A 15,627-nucleotide genomic window follows, 5' to 3' on the forward strand; every position below is an offset into this window, starting at 1 on the left:
AAAACTCGATGAGGCGATCGCCGCCTACAACAAAGCCATCCAACTCAACCCCAACGATGCTACGGCTTACAACAATCTGGGCAATGCGCTGAGGGAGCAGAACAAACTCGATGAGGCGATCGCCGCCTACAACAAAGCCATCCAACTCAACCCCAACGATGCTACGGCTTACAACAATCTGGGCAATGCGCTGAGGGAGCAGAACAAACTCGATGAGGCGATCGCCGCCTACAACAAAGCCATCCAACTCAACCCCAACGATGCTACGGCTTACAACAATCTGGGCAATGCGCTGAGGGAGCAGAACAAACTCGATGAGGCGATCGCCGCTTACAACAAAGCCATCCAACTCAACCCCAACGATCCTACGGCTTACAACGGTCTGGGCGTTGCGCTGAGTGACCAGAAAAAACTGGATGAAGCAATAGCCGCCTACAACAAAGCCATCCAACTCAACCCCAACTATGCTTATGCTTACAACGGTCTGGGCAATGCGCTGAGGCAGCAGAACAAACTCGATGAGGCAATTGCCGCCTACAACAAAGCACTGAATTTACCAGAGGATAAGTCCGGAACTCCAACTACCGCTCATACGTTAGCTCATAATAATTTAGGCAGAGTACTCCAGCAACAAGGGAAGATAGAAGAAGCGATCAAAGAATTTAACCAAGCGATCGCCATCGACCCCAATTATGTCTATGCCAGCAACAACCTCAATGAAGCACAGCGGTTATTAGGTGTAAAAAGCGGTAACGTTGCTGAAGCATCGGATGATAGAGCATGGTTGCCAAAGAATGAGCCATCTCTACCTGTTTTACGCCCTGTGGTATTTATCACCGCTGAGTTTAACACCCGCGAAAGACTGGGAAATGAAAACGGTGCGGGTATAGTCATCAAGCGAGAAGGAAATCGGACATTAATCGTCACCAATCGCCACGTCATTTTTGATAAGGATTCTAGGCAAGAGGGTAAGAATATTCAAGTCGAATTTTTTAGTCAACCGCCTTCTGGTAAAGTCAGAATGCGGCGAGATGCCAAACTTCTGGTCATGACCCCTCCAGATGATTCTATGGATTTAGCTGTTTTGGAAGTCATTGGCAACCTACCAAAAGATATCAAACCCTTACCCACTTCTGCAAACCCCATCCATCGGGGAATGTCCATCCGTACCATAGGTCATCCCTTCGACCAAGTTCCCTGGTCAAGGGATTCAGGAGAAATTAGCAGCCACAGCAATCAACAAATTCTGATATCAGTCAAAGTCGCAATTAAAGCAGGCTATTCTGGTGGTCCCGTCATTAACTCGCAGAATCAGCTTTTGGGTATCATTGTTGAACGCGACTCTGCTAGTGGACAAGCTTTTGCCTATCCTATGTCTGTGATTAAGGAAAAACTGCGTAATTTGGGTCTAGCGCTATGAACCACAAAATCTTTTTCACAAGCCTATTGCTCCTGAGTCTCAGCAATCTTCCTGCCCAAGCTTCCTGTCGAGAAGGCAACCCTCGCTCTACAGAATATATCCGTCGCAACCAACCAAACCGTTGCGAAGGTATCCAGCGAGAACCCATTAGTGGGAATAGCCTGCGTCTGATTTCCATTGCCATCCGCAACATTCCTAGCTATGGGGAAACTCTCCTCATGCAAATTCCCCGGATGAATGGCGGTAGCAACCCACAAGTCAAGCTGCAATCTTTAGAGAAAAATTATCAATTGGATAGCCCTTCGCTGTCTCCCAATAGTTCTGGCTATAGCTTCAGTTGGGATACTTACGTCCTTAAGAGAGAAGACATACCAGCAGATAGCCTCCGCGCCTTAGCATATTTCAACTTGGGTTCCGAATCAGTACATATACCTGTGATTCTAGGAAACACTTCTGGGAAGTATGAATTTGTTTTCTATACTCCTAGTCGGGCTAAATTCTCTACCTTTGAAATCCTGCGCGATGGAAAACGAGTTTACAGCAGTCCGCTTAATAATGCTCGAAGCGGTGAAATTGTCTTTACGTGGGATGGACGCAATGCTTCTGCTGGACGTTATGAACTGCACATTGTTGCTAATATCGAGCCAAAAGGTCAACCTGCGCAACCATTTGAGCGGAGATTTGTTTTTGAACACAACCCAAACTGGCTGAAATAGCTGAAATGGATAAAAAAACAATGGCACGTAGACAAAAGACCAGGCAAAAACTTACTCCTTTCTTCAGTTGGGCAATGCGGGGAATTTGGCAAGCTCTAACAACTATTGTGGCGTGGCTCGTGTCTGTTGTCAGAGTTATTCTAACATTAATTATTGAAAAAGTAAATCATCTAATAAATTATTTAGTACAGAGAAAATTAGTCCTTTTTGTCCTGTTTCTCTTTCTCGCTTTTGGTCTCCTTGGTCTTGCCGCTATTATCCCCAGAACTCATATATTTGAAGGTAACCTCATTGTTGAAGAATTTACATTTACTTATAATGGCGGGAAAGATAAACTTTTTCTCGATTCCATGAGGGGTATTCGTCATCTGGAAATTGATGGTGTTATTAACAACGAACTGACTTTCGCCGGTGAATTTAAAAGCACTTCTTTTTCTCAGCTTAATCAGTTAAATAAACCACTAAAAATTCGACTAGTAAATCGTAATAGTAAATTGATTATTGAACCTGTAGATACCAAGAAGAGCAGTGATATCGACCTGACAGAATTGCGACTTCTACCAGATACAAAAGTCTCTGGCTTTACATATAACCTTTCTCAAAAGCAACATAGACTCGATTTTGATTTGCAACATAATCCTACTTCTCAAACACAACCAAACGAATTAAAAATTTATTTAGGAGAAAAACCCATTAAAGTTATTTTGGAGAACTATGACATATCTGGATTGAACCAAAATAAGTTAGATAAACAACAGCCATTAGAATTTCTATTAACTCCAAACAAGAAAGAATTAAATTTAGAGTTAAAGCAAAAAAACAGTATCTATCTCAGCTTAGATGAATCTAACAAAAACGACCCAAATCTCTGGTTTCAGGAAAAGATAGATACCAAAGATGTTCATTTTCAACGCTTGGATAGGACTGGCGATATCAGTGATGATGTGACTGTTTCCACAATTGTGGAAGGCAAAATTCGCATGGTAGAACAGGAACGAGAAATTAAAGCCAATCAGTTTCTCATGGGAGACGAACCTAATACTCCCCTCAACATAGAACGTATACGCCATTTACAAATTGTCCCCAAGAAGGGATTGGAAGTCCGCATTTCTGGAAGAACAAAACAAATCCAAATCGGTTTAGATAAGGATTTTCCGGTTTCTCGCATTCAAGGCAGTTGGTTAGATGGTTTTTTACCCCGCGATGCTATTGTTGCTCTATTCTCTTTCAGTGCTGCTACCATAACCTATCTGTTAGGTTTTCTGATTGAAAATGCCTCTAAATCAGACTCAAATCCTAAATCTCCCTAATTGTGAGATAACTATTGCTGGCTTCTTCATTCAAATACCACTGTCCTATTGCCATACACCAATACACGATTCTGCAAGTGCAAACGCACTGCCCTTGCTAATACAACTCTCTCCAAATCCTTACCTTTTCTAATCAAATCCTCAACTTCATCGCGATGACTGACTCGCACTACATCTTGCTCAATAATTGGTCCTGCATCTAAATTATCAGTCACATAATGAGAGGTTGCACCGATAATTTTCACACCACGTTCAAAAGCTTTGTGATAAGGATTTGCCCCAACAAAAGCTGGTAAAAATGAATGATGAATATTAATCACTTGTGGAAATTTCGCAATAAATTCTCCACTCAGAATTTGCATATATTTTGCCAATACAACTAAATCTATTTTGTACTGCTGCAGTAATTCCAGTTGCTTAGCTTCTTGCTCGTCTTTGTTTTCCTTTGTGATAGGAACGTGGTAATACTCAATACCAAATTGTTCTGCGACAACTTTTAAATCAGGATGATTGCTGATAATCAAAGGAATGTCAGCAGTAAATTCTTTTGCACGTTGTCGCCAAATCAAGTCAAATAGACAATGATCTTGACGACTCACCCAAATCGCAATGCGCCGCACGGTATCGGAAAAATGCAATTCCCATTTCGCTTGCAATGGTTGAGCAATGGCATTAAATGCTGGTGCAATTAAGTCACGCGGCAAATTAAACTCATCTAACTGCCATTCAATGCGGGTAAGAAATAACCCTGCTGCAAAGTCTGTATGTTGATCCGCATGAATAATATTACCACCATTAGCGTAGATGAAATTGGCAATTTTCGCGACCAACCCTCTTTGATCGGGACAGGAAATTAGCAATGTTGCTGTTGGACTTGTCATGGATACATTCAATGACTAAGGATACTTTGAAAGACGTATGTTACGTATAATTACTTGAGTGTAACTCATTTTATACACTTTCCTTGATAAAAGACTTCTGAATTTGCCAGCCAATTTCATTGAAAATTTATTTATTTTCAACGAAATTGATTTCATCAAAAATATTGTTGAATTTTAAATTTTACATAAATTGTATTTATTTTATAGAAAATAATTTAAGATAGCTACCTTTAACCAAAGAGCCTAAGTGGGTCTCAGTGTTTTTTTGAATTAATCACTTACAGTCAGTAGCATTAATGTAGCGTGACACTACACTGGCTGCTTCCACAAATCTATAGCTCTGAAAGTTTTGAGGTAGAGTATCTGTACAACCGCTTAATAGTTATGATAATTGTAATAATTTTGACAATTTGTTTTTTTAACGTTGAAAGGTTCAGCAGCTATAGCTAAGTGCTAATTTGAGAAACGAGAGTAAAAATCACACACAATTTTATTTTGTATAGAATAAAGTTAGATAGTACTTTAAGCTAGACGTTCCTAAAAATTAAGAAGTATAGTATAAGACAGACGACACAGGGGAAAGTCATACCAAATTTGTATAAATTTGTATATATGTACCAGGGTATTGCGACAAACATGAAGGAACTCTACTGCCTGGCTTAGTTTTATTTACAACCATATCATGGCACCAATATTGATGGTTAATTTAGCAATTATAGTTTACTTGATAATGGCTTGCTGTTTCTTCAATGAATGGCTAGTATTTTTTCTAGCAGATGAAGACATGGATTCAGAGCAGCGCTTATTTTCTATTGTCATTTTGGTCATAGCTACTATTTTATGGCCCATAGTTGTTCCTTTTGCTTATTTGGAACTACTTAAGTTCCATAAAAAGCACAAGGACGTCATCGATTTATTCATAAAGCAACGTAAAGTCGGCAGTCATGACGACTGAATATCAAGTAAAAAATGATTGTGCCATCGGTCTACATCAAAATCAAGCTGCTATTTGCTATTTGCTGGAGTAGGTTTATCAGCATTGGGTGTAGGCTTTACACTATCATTTATAGGTTCATTTATAGGTTGGAGTTCTTTCCACTCTGACAGTTCTCGATTGACAGCATTTTCAAAATCTGTAGATACTAACAGGACATTAACATTTCCATTTGGTTTTGCAGGAGGGTCAGCTTGAGCATACATGAAACGGCGGTTAAAGTCAGGCTTACCTAAAATCAACTGATGTGTTTTCTGATTCTTGAGTTTTATATCAATCGTTGCTTGAGGCTGATCTAAACTAAATTCTGTAAGCTGGTTAGCTGGGATGGATATTATGCGCTCACTCTTTCCTTCTACGAGCAAATTCATCAAATAGCCTACAATAGCGTTACTTGCTGGTGCGATTTCAGGAGATTTTATCTCCCACTTGTTTTCATCAGACTTGCTACTACGTTCCAAATTTAGGGTCTGATTTTTAGTTTTGACAGTCAAAGACTGCACATCGTCCTCTTTAAAGGAGAAAATTTGCTGCTTGTTCTCCTTGATTTCGTCTGGCTGAGGTGTACCTTTAATTTCATAAAAGTAAACAAAACCACCTAAACCCAACGCTAGCAGTATCAAAATTAAAGTCGTCTTTTGTAGCTTCATAGATAAGTTAAGAAAGAGGAGTTATGAATTATGAATGATAAAAATTTTCATAATTCATAATTTATAATTCATAATTTCTCTACCTTCGTAGCCACCAGAGAATAGCCGCTGTTACTAACCCTATCATGGGTAAAACTAACAGAGACGACAACTCTAAAAGATTAGCTTGTGCTGCTGTTAGGTTGATGCGACGCTCTTTGGCTTCCTTAGGGCTAATCGAAAGGGGTTGCTGATCCTGCTGACTCAACCAAGTGACTGAGTTGAGGAACACATCTCCATTGAGCTGCTTATCAAACAAGCCATTGATAGCGAAATCTGAATTTCCAAATACTACCATCCGTGACTCAGCAGAAGGAGATGAGGGAGTGGCGGGAGATGAGGGAGTGGCGGGAGATGAGGGGGATGAGGGAGATGAGGAAGTGGCGGGAGATGAGGGAGTGGGACTAGCCTTAGTTTGAGTCGTTACCGGTGCTGGGAGTGCAGTGGGTTTGGCGCTGGGAGTGGGGCTAGGTTTACTCTCGGTTTTTGCTGTGGGTGCTGGGAGTGCAGTGGGTTTGGCGCTGGGAGTGGGGCTAGGTTTGCTCTCGGTTTTTGCTGTGGGTGCTGGGAGTGCAGTGGGTTTGGCGCTGGGAGTAGGGCTAGCTGGGGTTTGAGTGGTTGCTGCTGTAGGTGTGGGTGTGGGGTTAGATTTGGTTTCAGATTGGGCTGATGGTTTCCTTGTTAATGCTACGCCCAATGTCAGTGGACCTTTGCGATCGCTTTCGGGATTAAACTGCAAGTTTTCGCTTTGTTGGTCACTTTCTGCCCAGCTATTGGGATAAGGTTTGGTCAGCAACAAGGGAGTCACCTCAATCCCAGCGACTGGGGTTGTGTCAACCGGTCGTGCTAACGGATAAAAAGAAATGCCATTGCCAAAATCTTTGGTGATCGGGTGTTTTCCATATTGAGTCACTAAAGGTGCCGCAGGACCAAGCCCAACGCTTCCAGAGGCATCAACTGCTAAACGATTATCTAACTTGACACCCCACTCAGTAAGCAAACTTTCAACTTTGGGGTCAGTATTTGGATCAATCATTAGCAGTAAATTGCCACCTCGATTCAGGTAGTCCCGCAGTGCTTTTATCTCACTTTCAAATAGCGCTCTTTTGGGACCTGCAACGACGACAACAGCAGCATCTTGAGGAACACTAGGCTTTTCTGCCAGATTCAAGGGAGAGGTGGTGTAATTTTTGTCATTTAATGCCTGAACTGCTTGCGATATTGCATCCTCTGTGCCTGAAAGTTGGTGTTCCCCGTGACCTTGAAGAAAGTAAACTTTAGCTGTCCCTAAGCTGCTGATTTGTTGCAGGCGATTCGTTAACTTCACTTCCGATAAGCGTTCTTGGGGACCGACCACCTGAACCAATTGCCGTCTATCCCCCGATTCCAAGTAAACTTCTCCATAGTCTTTGACGCCAAACTTACGGGCAAGTCCTGGTCTAGCTTGCGGATCTACGTACTCAAAATTAAACTTTGAGCTTTGCCGATGATAATTTTCCAGCAAGTCTCGGTCTACAGGGTCTTGATTGAGGTCAAACACCCATACCTTTGCTGGTACTTGTAAGGAACGCACCAATTCCCGTGACTGGGGAGCAAGAGTAAACAACTTAGTTTCTGTTAAGTCAATTCGCGTATGGTAGCGAGTCCCTAAGAAGTTAATTAATCCTAAAATCGCCAAAACTGCCACAGTCGCAACCAAGGCATTAGTACCAGCTTGGGTGGAACGTTGTCCCCACCAGTGACTCTGCTTGTTTTGCCAGAACAGCCACAACCCAATGATGACAGATCCTAAAATTATCAATCCTAGTGGGATTGCTCCCCAATTATTTGATACCAAACCAGCGGTTAAGCCCGCAGCAACTAGAAACGGACCAAACCAAAACAAAAATTTCCAAGGTGTCTTTTTAGCGATAGTCTTCATTTTATTAGTTATTAGTCATTAGTCATTATATTTATCGCACAAATCTTATTTTTAGCTATTTATAACCGCAGATGCACGCAGATAAACGCAGATAAATCGGGAGCATCCCAATTTTTTCAAAATGCAAAACAAAGTAGCTCTGATTTACACTCTGTGTTCCTTTGCGCAAACCTCTGCGACCCTTTGCGTTTAAAAATAAACTCAAAGATTTGGGATGCTCCCGATAAATCATCTGTGTTCATCTGTATCCATCTGTGGTTTCATTCTCCAAAACATTGAATGAGTGCAAGAGGTCTATTTTTGTCTGCTAATGACTCATAATAAGTGTCTATGAACGTTGGAAGCGGAGTGCATCAATTGATTGAGCAGTGAGAAATATGCCTAAAATGATGTAACTAGCAAATAACATCAAGCTGCTAGTATCGAAAATACCTTGGACTAAGGTATTGTAATGTTTCAGTAACGAGAGATGACTCAAGGCTTCTCCTACAGAACCACCAAGATTTTTGGCAATTAAATCCACGAACAACAGTAATAAAACTAATGCGAATGTGAGGACGGCAGACAAGATTGTACTGTCTGTCAAAGAGGAAATGAACATTCCCAAAGACAAAATTGCTGCTGCTAGTAAGATTAATGCCAAATGCCCTAGTAAGGGAATGGCTGGCGGCATTGGTGGATTTGAGCCACTCAAAGCAACAGCTTCTAATGCCAGCATAGGCATCACCATTGTGATGAAAAATGTCAACACTCCTAATAATTTCCCGACAGCTACCGCCCAGTTTGTGACTGGTGATGTGGCTAAAAGTTCCAAAGTGCCGCGTTTGCGTTCTTCGGCATAAAGTCCCATCGAGAGTATTGGCAGCAAAAACAACAACAACCACCCCAGGCGATCCAAAAATGCCCTAACAAATTCGTAAGGTACATCTATTGGTGGAACTGGCACTCCAAATTGTTGCCCTTGTAAATCTAATGCAGCCACTGTTTGCAAAATGCCTTCTGGTCCCATCAAAATTAGCACGAAGAATAACCCAGATAAAAACCAAAAAACGGCGGCGATCGCATATGCCAAAGGCGATACAAAATAGCTTTGTAACTCTCGGCGATAAATGGCAATAATATTACCCAGTACTACACCCATTTAGGCAGCTTCTCCTTCGTTGGCTTCTGCTGTTTCTGTCTCAGTCTCCAAGTTCTTTTCTTCTGTTGTTAGTTGCAAAAATACATCTTCCAGAGTAGCGCTAACACGCCGCATTTCATGTAAACCAAATCCTCTACGTATCAACGCCGTTGCAATATCTCCTCCCGGTTCAGTTCCTAGTTGCGATATCACCCGCAGGTAAGCCCGGTTTTCCCTAAAGGCGCTATGAGTGTGCATTCCCACCGCAGGAATTGATTCGACCAAACTCACGCCTGGTACATTTTGCAGAACCTGTTTAGCTAGAGCAGCTTCTCCCTCAATTTCTATTTCATATCCTGAACCTTTTGTCAACTGAGTCATGAGATTTTCAGGGGTATCTGTCGCTACGACTCTGCCACGATTGATGATTGCCACACGGCTACAGGTCATGCTCACTTCTGGCAAAATGTGGGTGGAAAGAATGATTGTGTGGCTCCCAGCAAGGCTTTTAATTAAATTGCGTACCTCGATGATTTGCCGGGGGTCAAGTCCGACTGTGGGTTCATCCAAAATGATGGCTGGTGGATCGTGGACGATCGCCTGAGCTATCCCAACTCTCTGGCGATATCCTTTAGAAAGTTTGCGAATAATCACGTGGCGCTTGTCTTGTAAATTACAGCGTTCTATAGCTGCTGCTACCTTGCTCGTGCGATCGCCTGCTCTTACTCCCTTAATCCGCGCCACAAAATACAAAAATCCCTCCACCGTCATCTCTGGATACAACGGCGGTGTCTCTGGTAAATAACCAATGCGTTGGCGCACCAACAGAGAATTTTCATGGACGTCAAAGCCCGCAATCCGAGCCGTACCACTGCTTGCTGGTAAATAACCAGCTAAAATCCGCATGGTTGTCGTTTTGCCAGCACCATTCGGTCCCAAGAACCCCAAAATCTCTCCTGGTTCTACGTTGAACGTGACATCAGAAATTGCTTGGGTAGAGCCGTATATTTTACTTAGATGCTCAACTGAAATCATTCACTTTATTTGAATGGCAAATCATAATGTATCAAACCATGATAAATCACCAAAACAGTCCTGAGTGTTCACAGGTGCAGCAACTACTGCGTCCTACGGAGTGCTGAGTGTGCTATTGTTTGTTTTTCCTTCTCCTACAGACTCGAATATGAGGAAAATGGTTAGAAGCAAGCTTTTTTCCGTGTTCAACACCCCGCAATAGTTCTGAGTACTTAGACCAATTAGCGTTCATAATTATTGTCATTATTTAAAACTTGTCTATTAACATCTAAATGGTTAACTCTACCCTCGTTGCCACACCTACTCTTTACGTCAACCCTACTATTGGGAATGATGCCAATACTGGGACATGGTTAAACCCGTACAAAACTCTCAGCCGTGCCCTCAACGGAACTACAACACCTAAAATTATTCAGCTCGCACCTGGAACTTACACGAATGATAGTGGAGAGGTTTTTCCACTGGTCATTGCAGCGAGCGTGATCGTAGTAGGTCAGGAAGCAACCAAAGGTCAAGGTATTGTAATTTCCGGAAGTGGGGAGTATAAAAGCGAAAGTTTTGGTGTACAAAATATTACACTACTATTACTAGATGATGCTCAACTGTTGGGCGTCACTGTCATAAATCCTATGGAAAAAGGTACTGGTGTCTGGATTGAATCAACAGCAGAGCAGTTTGAGGAGCCAGCCTCACCAACTTTAGCAAACAACACGTTTATCAAATGCGGTCGGGAGGGAGTGTTTGTCAGCGGTAGTGCCAAACCACTGATTCAGGACAACGTGTTTGTCCAAAACGGTCTCGGTGGGTTAATTATGGCACGTAATAGCAAAGGGCAAGTACTGCGGAATGTTTTGCAAAAAAATGTTTTGGGAATAGGTATTAGTGACTTTGCTGCCCCTTTGGTTGCAAATAACACGGTATCAGAAAATAGACACGCGATCGCCCTCTCACGAACTGCCCGACCTGTACTACGAAATAATCTGATCGAAAACAATATTCAAAACGGGCTATTAGTCAATCCTAACGCCGCTCCTGATCTCGGCAGCACTCAAGATCCTGCTGGTAACATTTTTCAGAATAACGGGCAGTTTGATGTTCAAAATAGGACTTCTATTGAGTTGATTTGCGTAGGGAATCAGTTGAATTCTGCCCAAATAAAGGGGTTAGTAAAATTGTTTACTGCAACAAAGGATACTGTACAATCAGTAGCAGTGAATACGATTTCTGATAGCACTTTTGCAGAACACTGGGCAGAACCATTTATCCAGGCATTAATCAGCATGGGTTTAACTCACGGTTTTGCTGATGATACTTTTGAGCCAGACAAACCGATAACTCGCGCCCAATACGCGGCTTTGGTTGCAGCTTGCTTTAACCCGATTCCCAAATACCCCGCACCTGATTTTACGGACGTACCAAAGGATTTTTGGGCTTATGATGCGATTCAAATCGCGGCGCGGGGTGGGTTTGTTGGGGGATTTAGCGATCGCACCTTCCGCCCTGGGCAAAATGTCCTGCGATTACAGATCATCGTCTCTCTGGTGAATGGACTGGCGCTCAAACCAGCTGATAATAATACTTTAGTGAGCTACAGCGATCGCAACACGATCCCCGAGTATGCCCGCACCGTAGTCGCCACCGCCACCCAAAACAAAATTATCGTGAATTATCCAGATCCTAAACAACTCCAGCCCAATCGACAGGCGACACAAGGAGAAGCAGCTGCTATGGTTTATCAAGCATTAGTGGCGATCGGGCGAATCTCCCAGACAGATTCCGCGCTTGCGCCCAATATGAATTCGCCCTATATCGTTTCCTCTTCTACTGCGTGAAAAGTAAAATGAAAGGCACTTCGCTTATATACTTAGAAACACTTGGCAAACAAAACTGTAGCTAAAAACACGATAGGCTGTATGGGATGGGAGCAGGATTTACGCCTATTGCCAGAAGCTGAGAGCCAGACATTCACACCAGCCTTGGACACCTCTGCCGACTTGGCAATAACCCTACTAATTCACTATAGTTTCGACCTCAGTGGCTATAGCGCCAGTGAGCTAGTTGACCTTTGGCAAAAGCAATATCCAGGAAATTGGCTACACTTGGCAGTGATTGAGGCACTGTATCAAGGTCGCTACAAAGCGATTTCGGTGCAACAAATTCTAACATGTTGGCAGCGGCGGGGACAGGCGATTTTTCATTTCAACATGGAATTTGAACGCCTGATTTGCAGCAAATTTCCACAGAACCTTACCTCAGTTCCCGCACTCCCCCCAGATCCTATGGAGACACGGGGACAAGGAGGACAAATCAATTCAAAATCCAAAATCGCGAAGCGTCCTGAGCGAAGCGAAGGATCTAATTCAAGCATTAGAGTCTCTTCCTCATCTCCCCCATCTCTCCCATCTCCCCCATCTCCCCCATCTCCCCCATCTCCCCCATCTCCCTCACACCCGACACCCCACATCCCACCTGCAAACCAAGAAAACGATGACCTTCTCCCAGTCGCTACCAACAATCCACCCATTGGGCAGTTTACCCCGGAAACAAGCGCAGGATCAGAGTTATTTACATCAAAGCTCAAAGCAATTTCTAATGAAAAGCGACTCCCTTCCGGCAAACTGCTTCCTGGACGTCTAGGCACTTCCGTTTCAGAAGAAATAGGAAATGACAATAGCTATTGGTAAAGTATCACTTAAGTCTTTCGGTCAAAGGACAAGGTGTGGAGGCTAGGAGATAATTGAAATTCCAGAAAACTGACCTACATCCCACACTCGATTTCAGATCAGGTCACTGCATTGATTTTCTAGAAAACATGATTATTGTACCAGATACAATTTATGTTTAATTATGTTTAAAATTTATGAACCGTCCACCTATTCTCCAACCTGGTACTAACTATACGTTTAGCAAATATTTTGAATTACCTTATGCGCCAGCAGACCGCAGAATTTGATTGTACTTATGAGCGTAAGCGATTAGATTTCCCAAGGTATCAGGGAAGTCTTAAAACAGTGAACAGTGAACAGTGAACAGTGAACAGTGACGCCTGCTATGGTGGGGGATTTAAACCCGCCACCAACGCTTTCGGTCCAATTGGTGTGGTGTTTCCCCCGGAGGATGAAACTGATAACTGATAACTGATAACTGGTAACTGTTAAATGTCTAGATTTTTTAAGCCACTATTTATAAAAAAATTTAACCTATGTTAACCCAATAAACGAAACAGCAAAACGAGAGACACTAATTGCTCCTACACTCTTAGAAATTTGTGCGGAAACGCAAACTCAATTGAATGTTGATGTTACCGGAATTTCAGGCGATGGACGGGTTGCTGAAGGCGCGATTCTTGGGATGCTCTCTACAGAACTGCAAACAGAAACACTTTAAACTGCAAATAAGAGGGTTCTCAAAGTCACTGAGTAATAATGTTTAGTGTGAACCATTCCCTACGGCAAAGCTTTTATTCGTCTGCATATGTTAACTAGAGTTTCGCTTATAGGAATATATAGGAGAATTCTCTTAACTGCAGCAAGATTGTTTCAGAAACCACTGCTGGCATGAGTATAAATAACCGAAAACGCTCTATCACTGAAGGGAACCGCGCATTAGAATTATTTACCAACCGTGAAGGATTAGTCCGCATCTTTGCGGCATATATCAATGATGACCCATCTCCAGAAAAAATCTTGTTTTTTCACGGTGATGGTGGAAATGGAAAATCACTTTTATTGAAATTTTTATTAACAAAATGTTGCAAGCGTTTCCGGTCGGATATTTGGCAGGAAGAACTCAAACCCAAAACTGATGTTGAGGTAGCAGAATACATTACTCAAAAAGCTGACCATTGGGACTTTATTAAAGTGCCAGCGGTATTACACGACTTTGGGTTAAGACTACCTGGTGAGGAGCAACCCCAAGACCCCTTTTATGGGTTACTGATGCTGCGCCGTAATATCTCCTCTAAAGCTCAAGAATTGGGTGACTGTTTGCGCTTTCCCTTATATGACTTTGCTTGTGTTTGGTATTTGAAACAAAAAGGTAAGCTTTCAGCAGAAAAGCTCAAAGAACTGTTTCCTCAAGAAGAAATCGACTTTTTAGTTGAAATTGCTAATGCTTTGAGTGACACCTCTTGGGGTGCTATTGGTAAAGCAGTCTTAGGTCTTTTTTCTAAACATTTGGGTGAAAAATTTCTCTTGTTCTTACAACAGCGAGGACTGAAGCAGGAAGATGTCCAAGCGATTCAAGAGATGGATGTAGACAGGGAGTTAATTTTTGAATTGCCACAACTGCTGGCACAAGATTTAAATGCGGCGGTATCCCAACCAAATGCACCAGAAAGAATAGTCCTGGTTTTTGATACTCATGAGGCATTTTGGGGTGTAGAGGAACGAGGTGTTCTTCAAGGTGAGCGCTATTTTGCTGAAGATGAATGGTTACGCCATTTTCTTACAGAGTTGGAACTCTCATCTGGCATAGTAACAGTCGTTGCCGGAAGAGAATTACCGAAATGGGATAAATCTCATAAATTTCCCATTCCTCAAGATTGCCTTGATGCTCACTCTGTTTATCATCTTTCACCGACTGACGCTAATAAGTATTTAGAATTAGCAGAAATTGAGGATGCAACTCAAAAACAAAGTATTATTAACTACTCGCTGGATGCTTCAGGTCAGGTACATCCCTTTTTACTGGGTTTGTGTGCCGATGTCGTTCTGCTTTCTGCACCATCTCAAGTGCTTCCTACGTTTGATTTAACAACCAGCTTTGAGGAGAAAGCGTCTCAACTCATTAACCGCTTGCTCAGTTACGGAGATCGAAAAATTGCTTATGCCGTTCACGCCTTGAGTGCTTGTCGGGCATTCAATTTTTCAATTTATGAATACTTGGGTGAGAAATTACGCTTTGACACTGTCAAGCCCGCTTTCGATATTCTTACAGAGTTCTCCTTTGTATGGGAGGCGCAGCAACGGGGTGAGAATTGGTATCGCATCCATGATTTGGTTCGACGCTTAGATTACGAATCAAATCAGGAAGAAATAAAAACAATTCATCAGCAGGCACATACAGAGTTAGAAACGTACTACCGCCAGCTTGGAGAAGTGGCAGAAGCGATTTATCATGCTAATCGCTTAGATTGGCAACGGGGTGTGGATGAGTGGGTAGAAAAGTTTGAGGAAGCTTTAGAGCAGAGTCGCTATGAGCAATGCCGCAGTTTATTAGAAGTTAGAAACGAGTTAATAATTCAAAGCAATTTTCAGGTCGGAAGAGTTTCAGGTGCTGAAGGTGATTACTTTGTCACATTGTCTCTATATCAGGAAGCAGAACAGGAATATTTGGAAGCGATCGCTGCTTACGATCTACAACTGCGCCTGACTCCCGATGATACTGTAACTCACAACAACAAGGGGAATGCGCTACAAAGTTTGGCATCCCTACAGTCGAGCTTATCGCAGCACACACAAGCACTCACTAGGTACGAGCAAGCGATTGCATCCTACGATACTGCTCTGACACTTGCTCCCAATTACGTGTATGCTCACA

11 protein-coding genes and 1 pseudogene are annotated in these 15,627 nt (G+C 42.5%); 7 read left to right on the forward strand and 5 right to left on the reverse strand.

Translation table 11 applies throughout. From position 1 onward, the window contains the following. The 3 genes from AACT52_RS05670 to AACT52_RS05680 all read left to right on the forward strand — a co-directional run. The coding region (locus tag AACT52_RS05670) for a tetratricopeptide repeat protein (protein ID WP_143173002.1) at positions 1 to 1,420 on the forward strand (1,420 nt) is incomplete at its 5' end. Further along, positions 1,417 to 2,136, forward strand: a complete 720-nt coding sequence (locus AACT52_RS05675) for a hypothetical protein (RefSeq protein ID WP_073636301.1) — start codon at positions 1,417 to 1,419, stop codon at positions 2,134 to 2,136. The genes AACT52_RS05670 and AACT52_RS05675, both read left to right, overlap by 4 nt. Before the next feature lie 20 nt (positions 2,137 to 2,156). After that, entirely contained in the window at positions 2,157 to 3,446 is a 1,290-nt protein-coding gene (locus AACT52_RS05680; RefSeq protein ID WP_143173003.1) for a hypothetical protein, read from the forward strand. 26 nt (positions 3,447 to 3,472) lie between these two features. Here AACT52_RS05680 and purU read toward each other — a convergent pair whose 3' ends face one another. Continuing rightward, positions 3,473 to 4,327: a formyltetrahydrofolate deformylase gene (gene purU, locus AACT52_RS05685; RefSeq protein ID WP_073636303.1), complete on the reverse strand. Its 855-nt coding sequence runs from the start codon at positions 4,325 to 4,327 to the stop codon at positions 3,473 to 3,475. Between the two features lie 682 nt (positions 4,328 to 5,009). Here purU and AACT52_RS05690 point away from each other — a divergent pair. Beyond that, a complete protein-coding gene (locus AACT52_RS05690; protein ID WP_073636304.1) occupies positions 5,010 to 5,282 on the forward strand; it encodes a hypothetical protein in 273 nt (90 codons plus the stop codon). 50 nt (positions 5,283 to 5,332) lie between these two features. On the opposite strand, the gene AACT52_RS05695 is transcribed toward AACT52_RS05690, so the two are convergent. The 4 genes from AACT52_RS05695 to AACT52_RS05710 all read right to left on the reverse strand — a co-directional run bounded on the left by AACT52_RS05695 (position 5,333) and on the right by AACT52_RS05710 (position 10,086). Beyond that, positions 5,333 to 5,971, reverse strand: coding sequence for a DUF4340 domain-containing protein (locus AACT52_RS05695; protein WP_073636305.1), 639 nt, complete (start codon positions 5,969 to 5,971; stop codon positions 5,333 to 5,335). Positions 5,972 to 6,050: 79 nt separating this feature from the next. Continuing rightward, positions 6,051 to 7,931 (reverse strand): Gldg family protein, encoded by a 1,881-nt coding sequence (locus AACT52_RS05700; protein WP_073636306.1) that lies wholly within the window; start codon positions 7,929 to 7,931, stop codon positions 6,051 to 6,053. Between the two features lie 328 nt (positions 7,932 to 8,259). After that, positions 8,260 to 9,072: an ABC transporter permease gene (locus AACT52_RS05705; RefSeq protein WP_073636307.1), complete on the reverse strand. Its 813-nt coding sequence runs from the start codon at positions 9,070 to 9,072 to the stop codon at positions 8,260 to 8,262. Continuing rightward, complete coding sequence (locus AACT52_RS05710; RefSeq protein ID WP_073636308.1) at positions 9,073 to 10,086, reverse strand: ABC transporter ATP-binding protein; 1,014 nt, start codon at positions 10,084 to 10,086, stop codon at positions 9,073 to 9,075. Between the two features lie 272 nt (positions 10,087 to 10,358). Here AACT52_RS05710 and AACT52_RS05715 point away from each other — a divergent pair, with 272 nt between their 5' ends. The 3 genes and pseudogenes from AACT52_RS05715 to AACT52_RS05725 all read left to right on the forward strand — a co-directional run. Beyond that, a complete protein-coding gene (locus AACT52_RS05715) occupies positions 10,359 to 11,918 on the forward strand; it encodes a DUF1565 domain-containing protein (RefSeq protein ID WP_073636309.1) in 1,560 nt (519 codons plus the stop codon). 81 nt (positions 11,919 to 11,999) lie between these two features. Further along, positions 12,000 to 12,770 carry a hypothetical protein gene (locus tag AACT52_RS05720; RefSeq protein WP_073636310.1) on the forward strand — a complete coding sequence of 257 codons (771 nt, stop codon included), beginning with the start codon at positions 12,000 to 12,002 and terminating at the stop codon, positions 12,768 to 12,770. A gap of 873 nt (positions 12,771 to 13,643) precedes the next feature. Continuing rightward, a pseudogene (locus tag AACT52_RS05725) lies at positions 13,644 to 15,627 on the forward strand (tetratricopeptide repeat protein); the annotation flags it as partial.

This window comes from Scytonema sp. HK-05 (genome assembly GCF_963872035.1).
Taxonomy (GTDB): domain Bacteria; phylum Cyanobacteriota; class Cyanobacteriia; order Cyanobacteriales; family Nostocaceae; genus Kalymmatonema.

What these genes read in the sequence shown, in the direction of transcription:
- AACT52_RS05695 (WP_073636305.1), bottom strand. Translation starts at nt 5,971, where the DNA reads ATGAAGCTACAAAAGACGACTTTAATTTTGATACTGCTAGCGTTGGGT.
- AACT52_RS05720 (WP_073636310.1), top strand. Translation starts at nt 12,000, where the DNA reads ATGGGATGGGAGCAGGATTTACGCCTATTGCCAGAAGCTGAGAGCCAG.
- AACT52_RS05700 (WP_073636306.1), bottom strand. Translation starts at nt 7,931, where the DNA reads ATGAAGACTATCGCTAAAAAGACACCTTGGAAATTTTTGTTTTGGTTT.
- purU (WP_073636303.1), bottom strand. Translation starts at nt 4,327, where the DNA reads ATGACAAGTCCAACAGCAACATTGCTAATTTCCTGTCCCGATCAAAGA.
- AACT52_RS05710 (WP_073636308.1), bottom strand. Translation starts at nt 10,086, where the DNA reads ATGATTTCAGTTGAGCATCTAAGTAAAATATACGGCTCTACCCAAGCA.
- AACT52_RS05705 (WP_073636307.1), bottom strand. Translation starts at nt 9,072, where the DNA reads ATGGGTGTAGTACTGGGTAATATTATTGCCATTTATCGCCGAGAGTTA.
- AACT52_RS05675 (WP_073636301.1), top strand. Translation starts at nt 1,417, where the DNA reads ATGAACCACAAAATCTTTTTCACAAGCCTATTGCTCCTGAGTCTCAGC.
- AACT52_RS05680 (WP_143173003.1), top strand. Translation starts at nt 2,157, where the DNA reads ATGGCACGTAGACAAAAGACCAGGCAAAAACTTACTCCTTTCTTCAGT.
- AACT52_RS05690 (WP_073636304.1), top strand. Translation starts at nt 5,010, where the DNA reads ATGGCACCAATATTGATGGTTAATTTAGCAATTATAGTTTACTTGATA.
- AACT52_RS05715 (WP_073636309.1), top strand. Translation starts at nt 10,359, where the DNA reads ATGGTTAACTCTACCCTCGTTGCCACACCTACTCTTTACGTCAACCCT.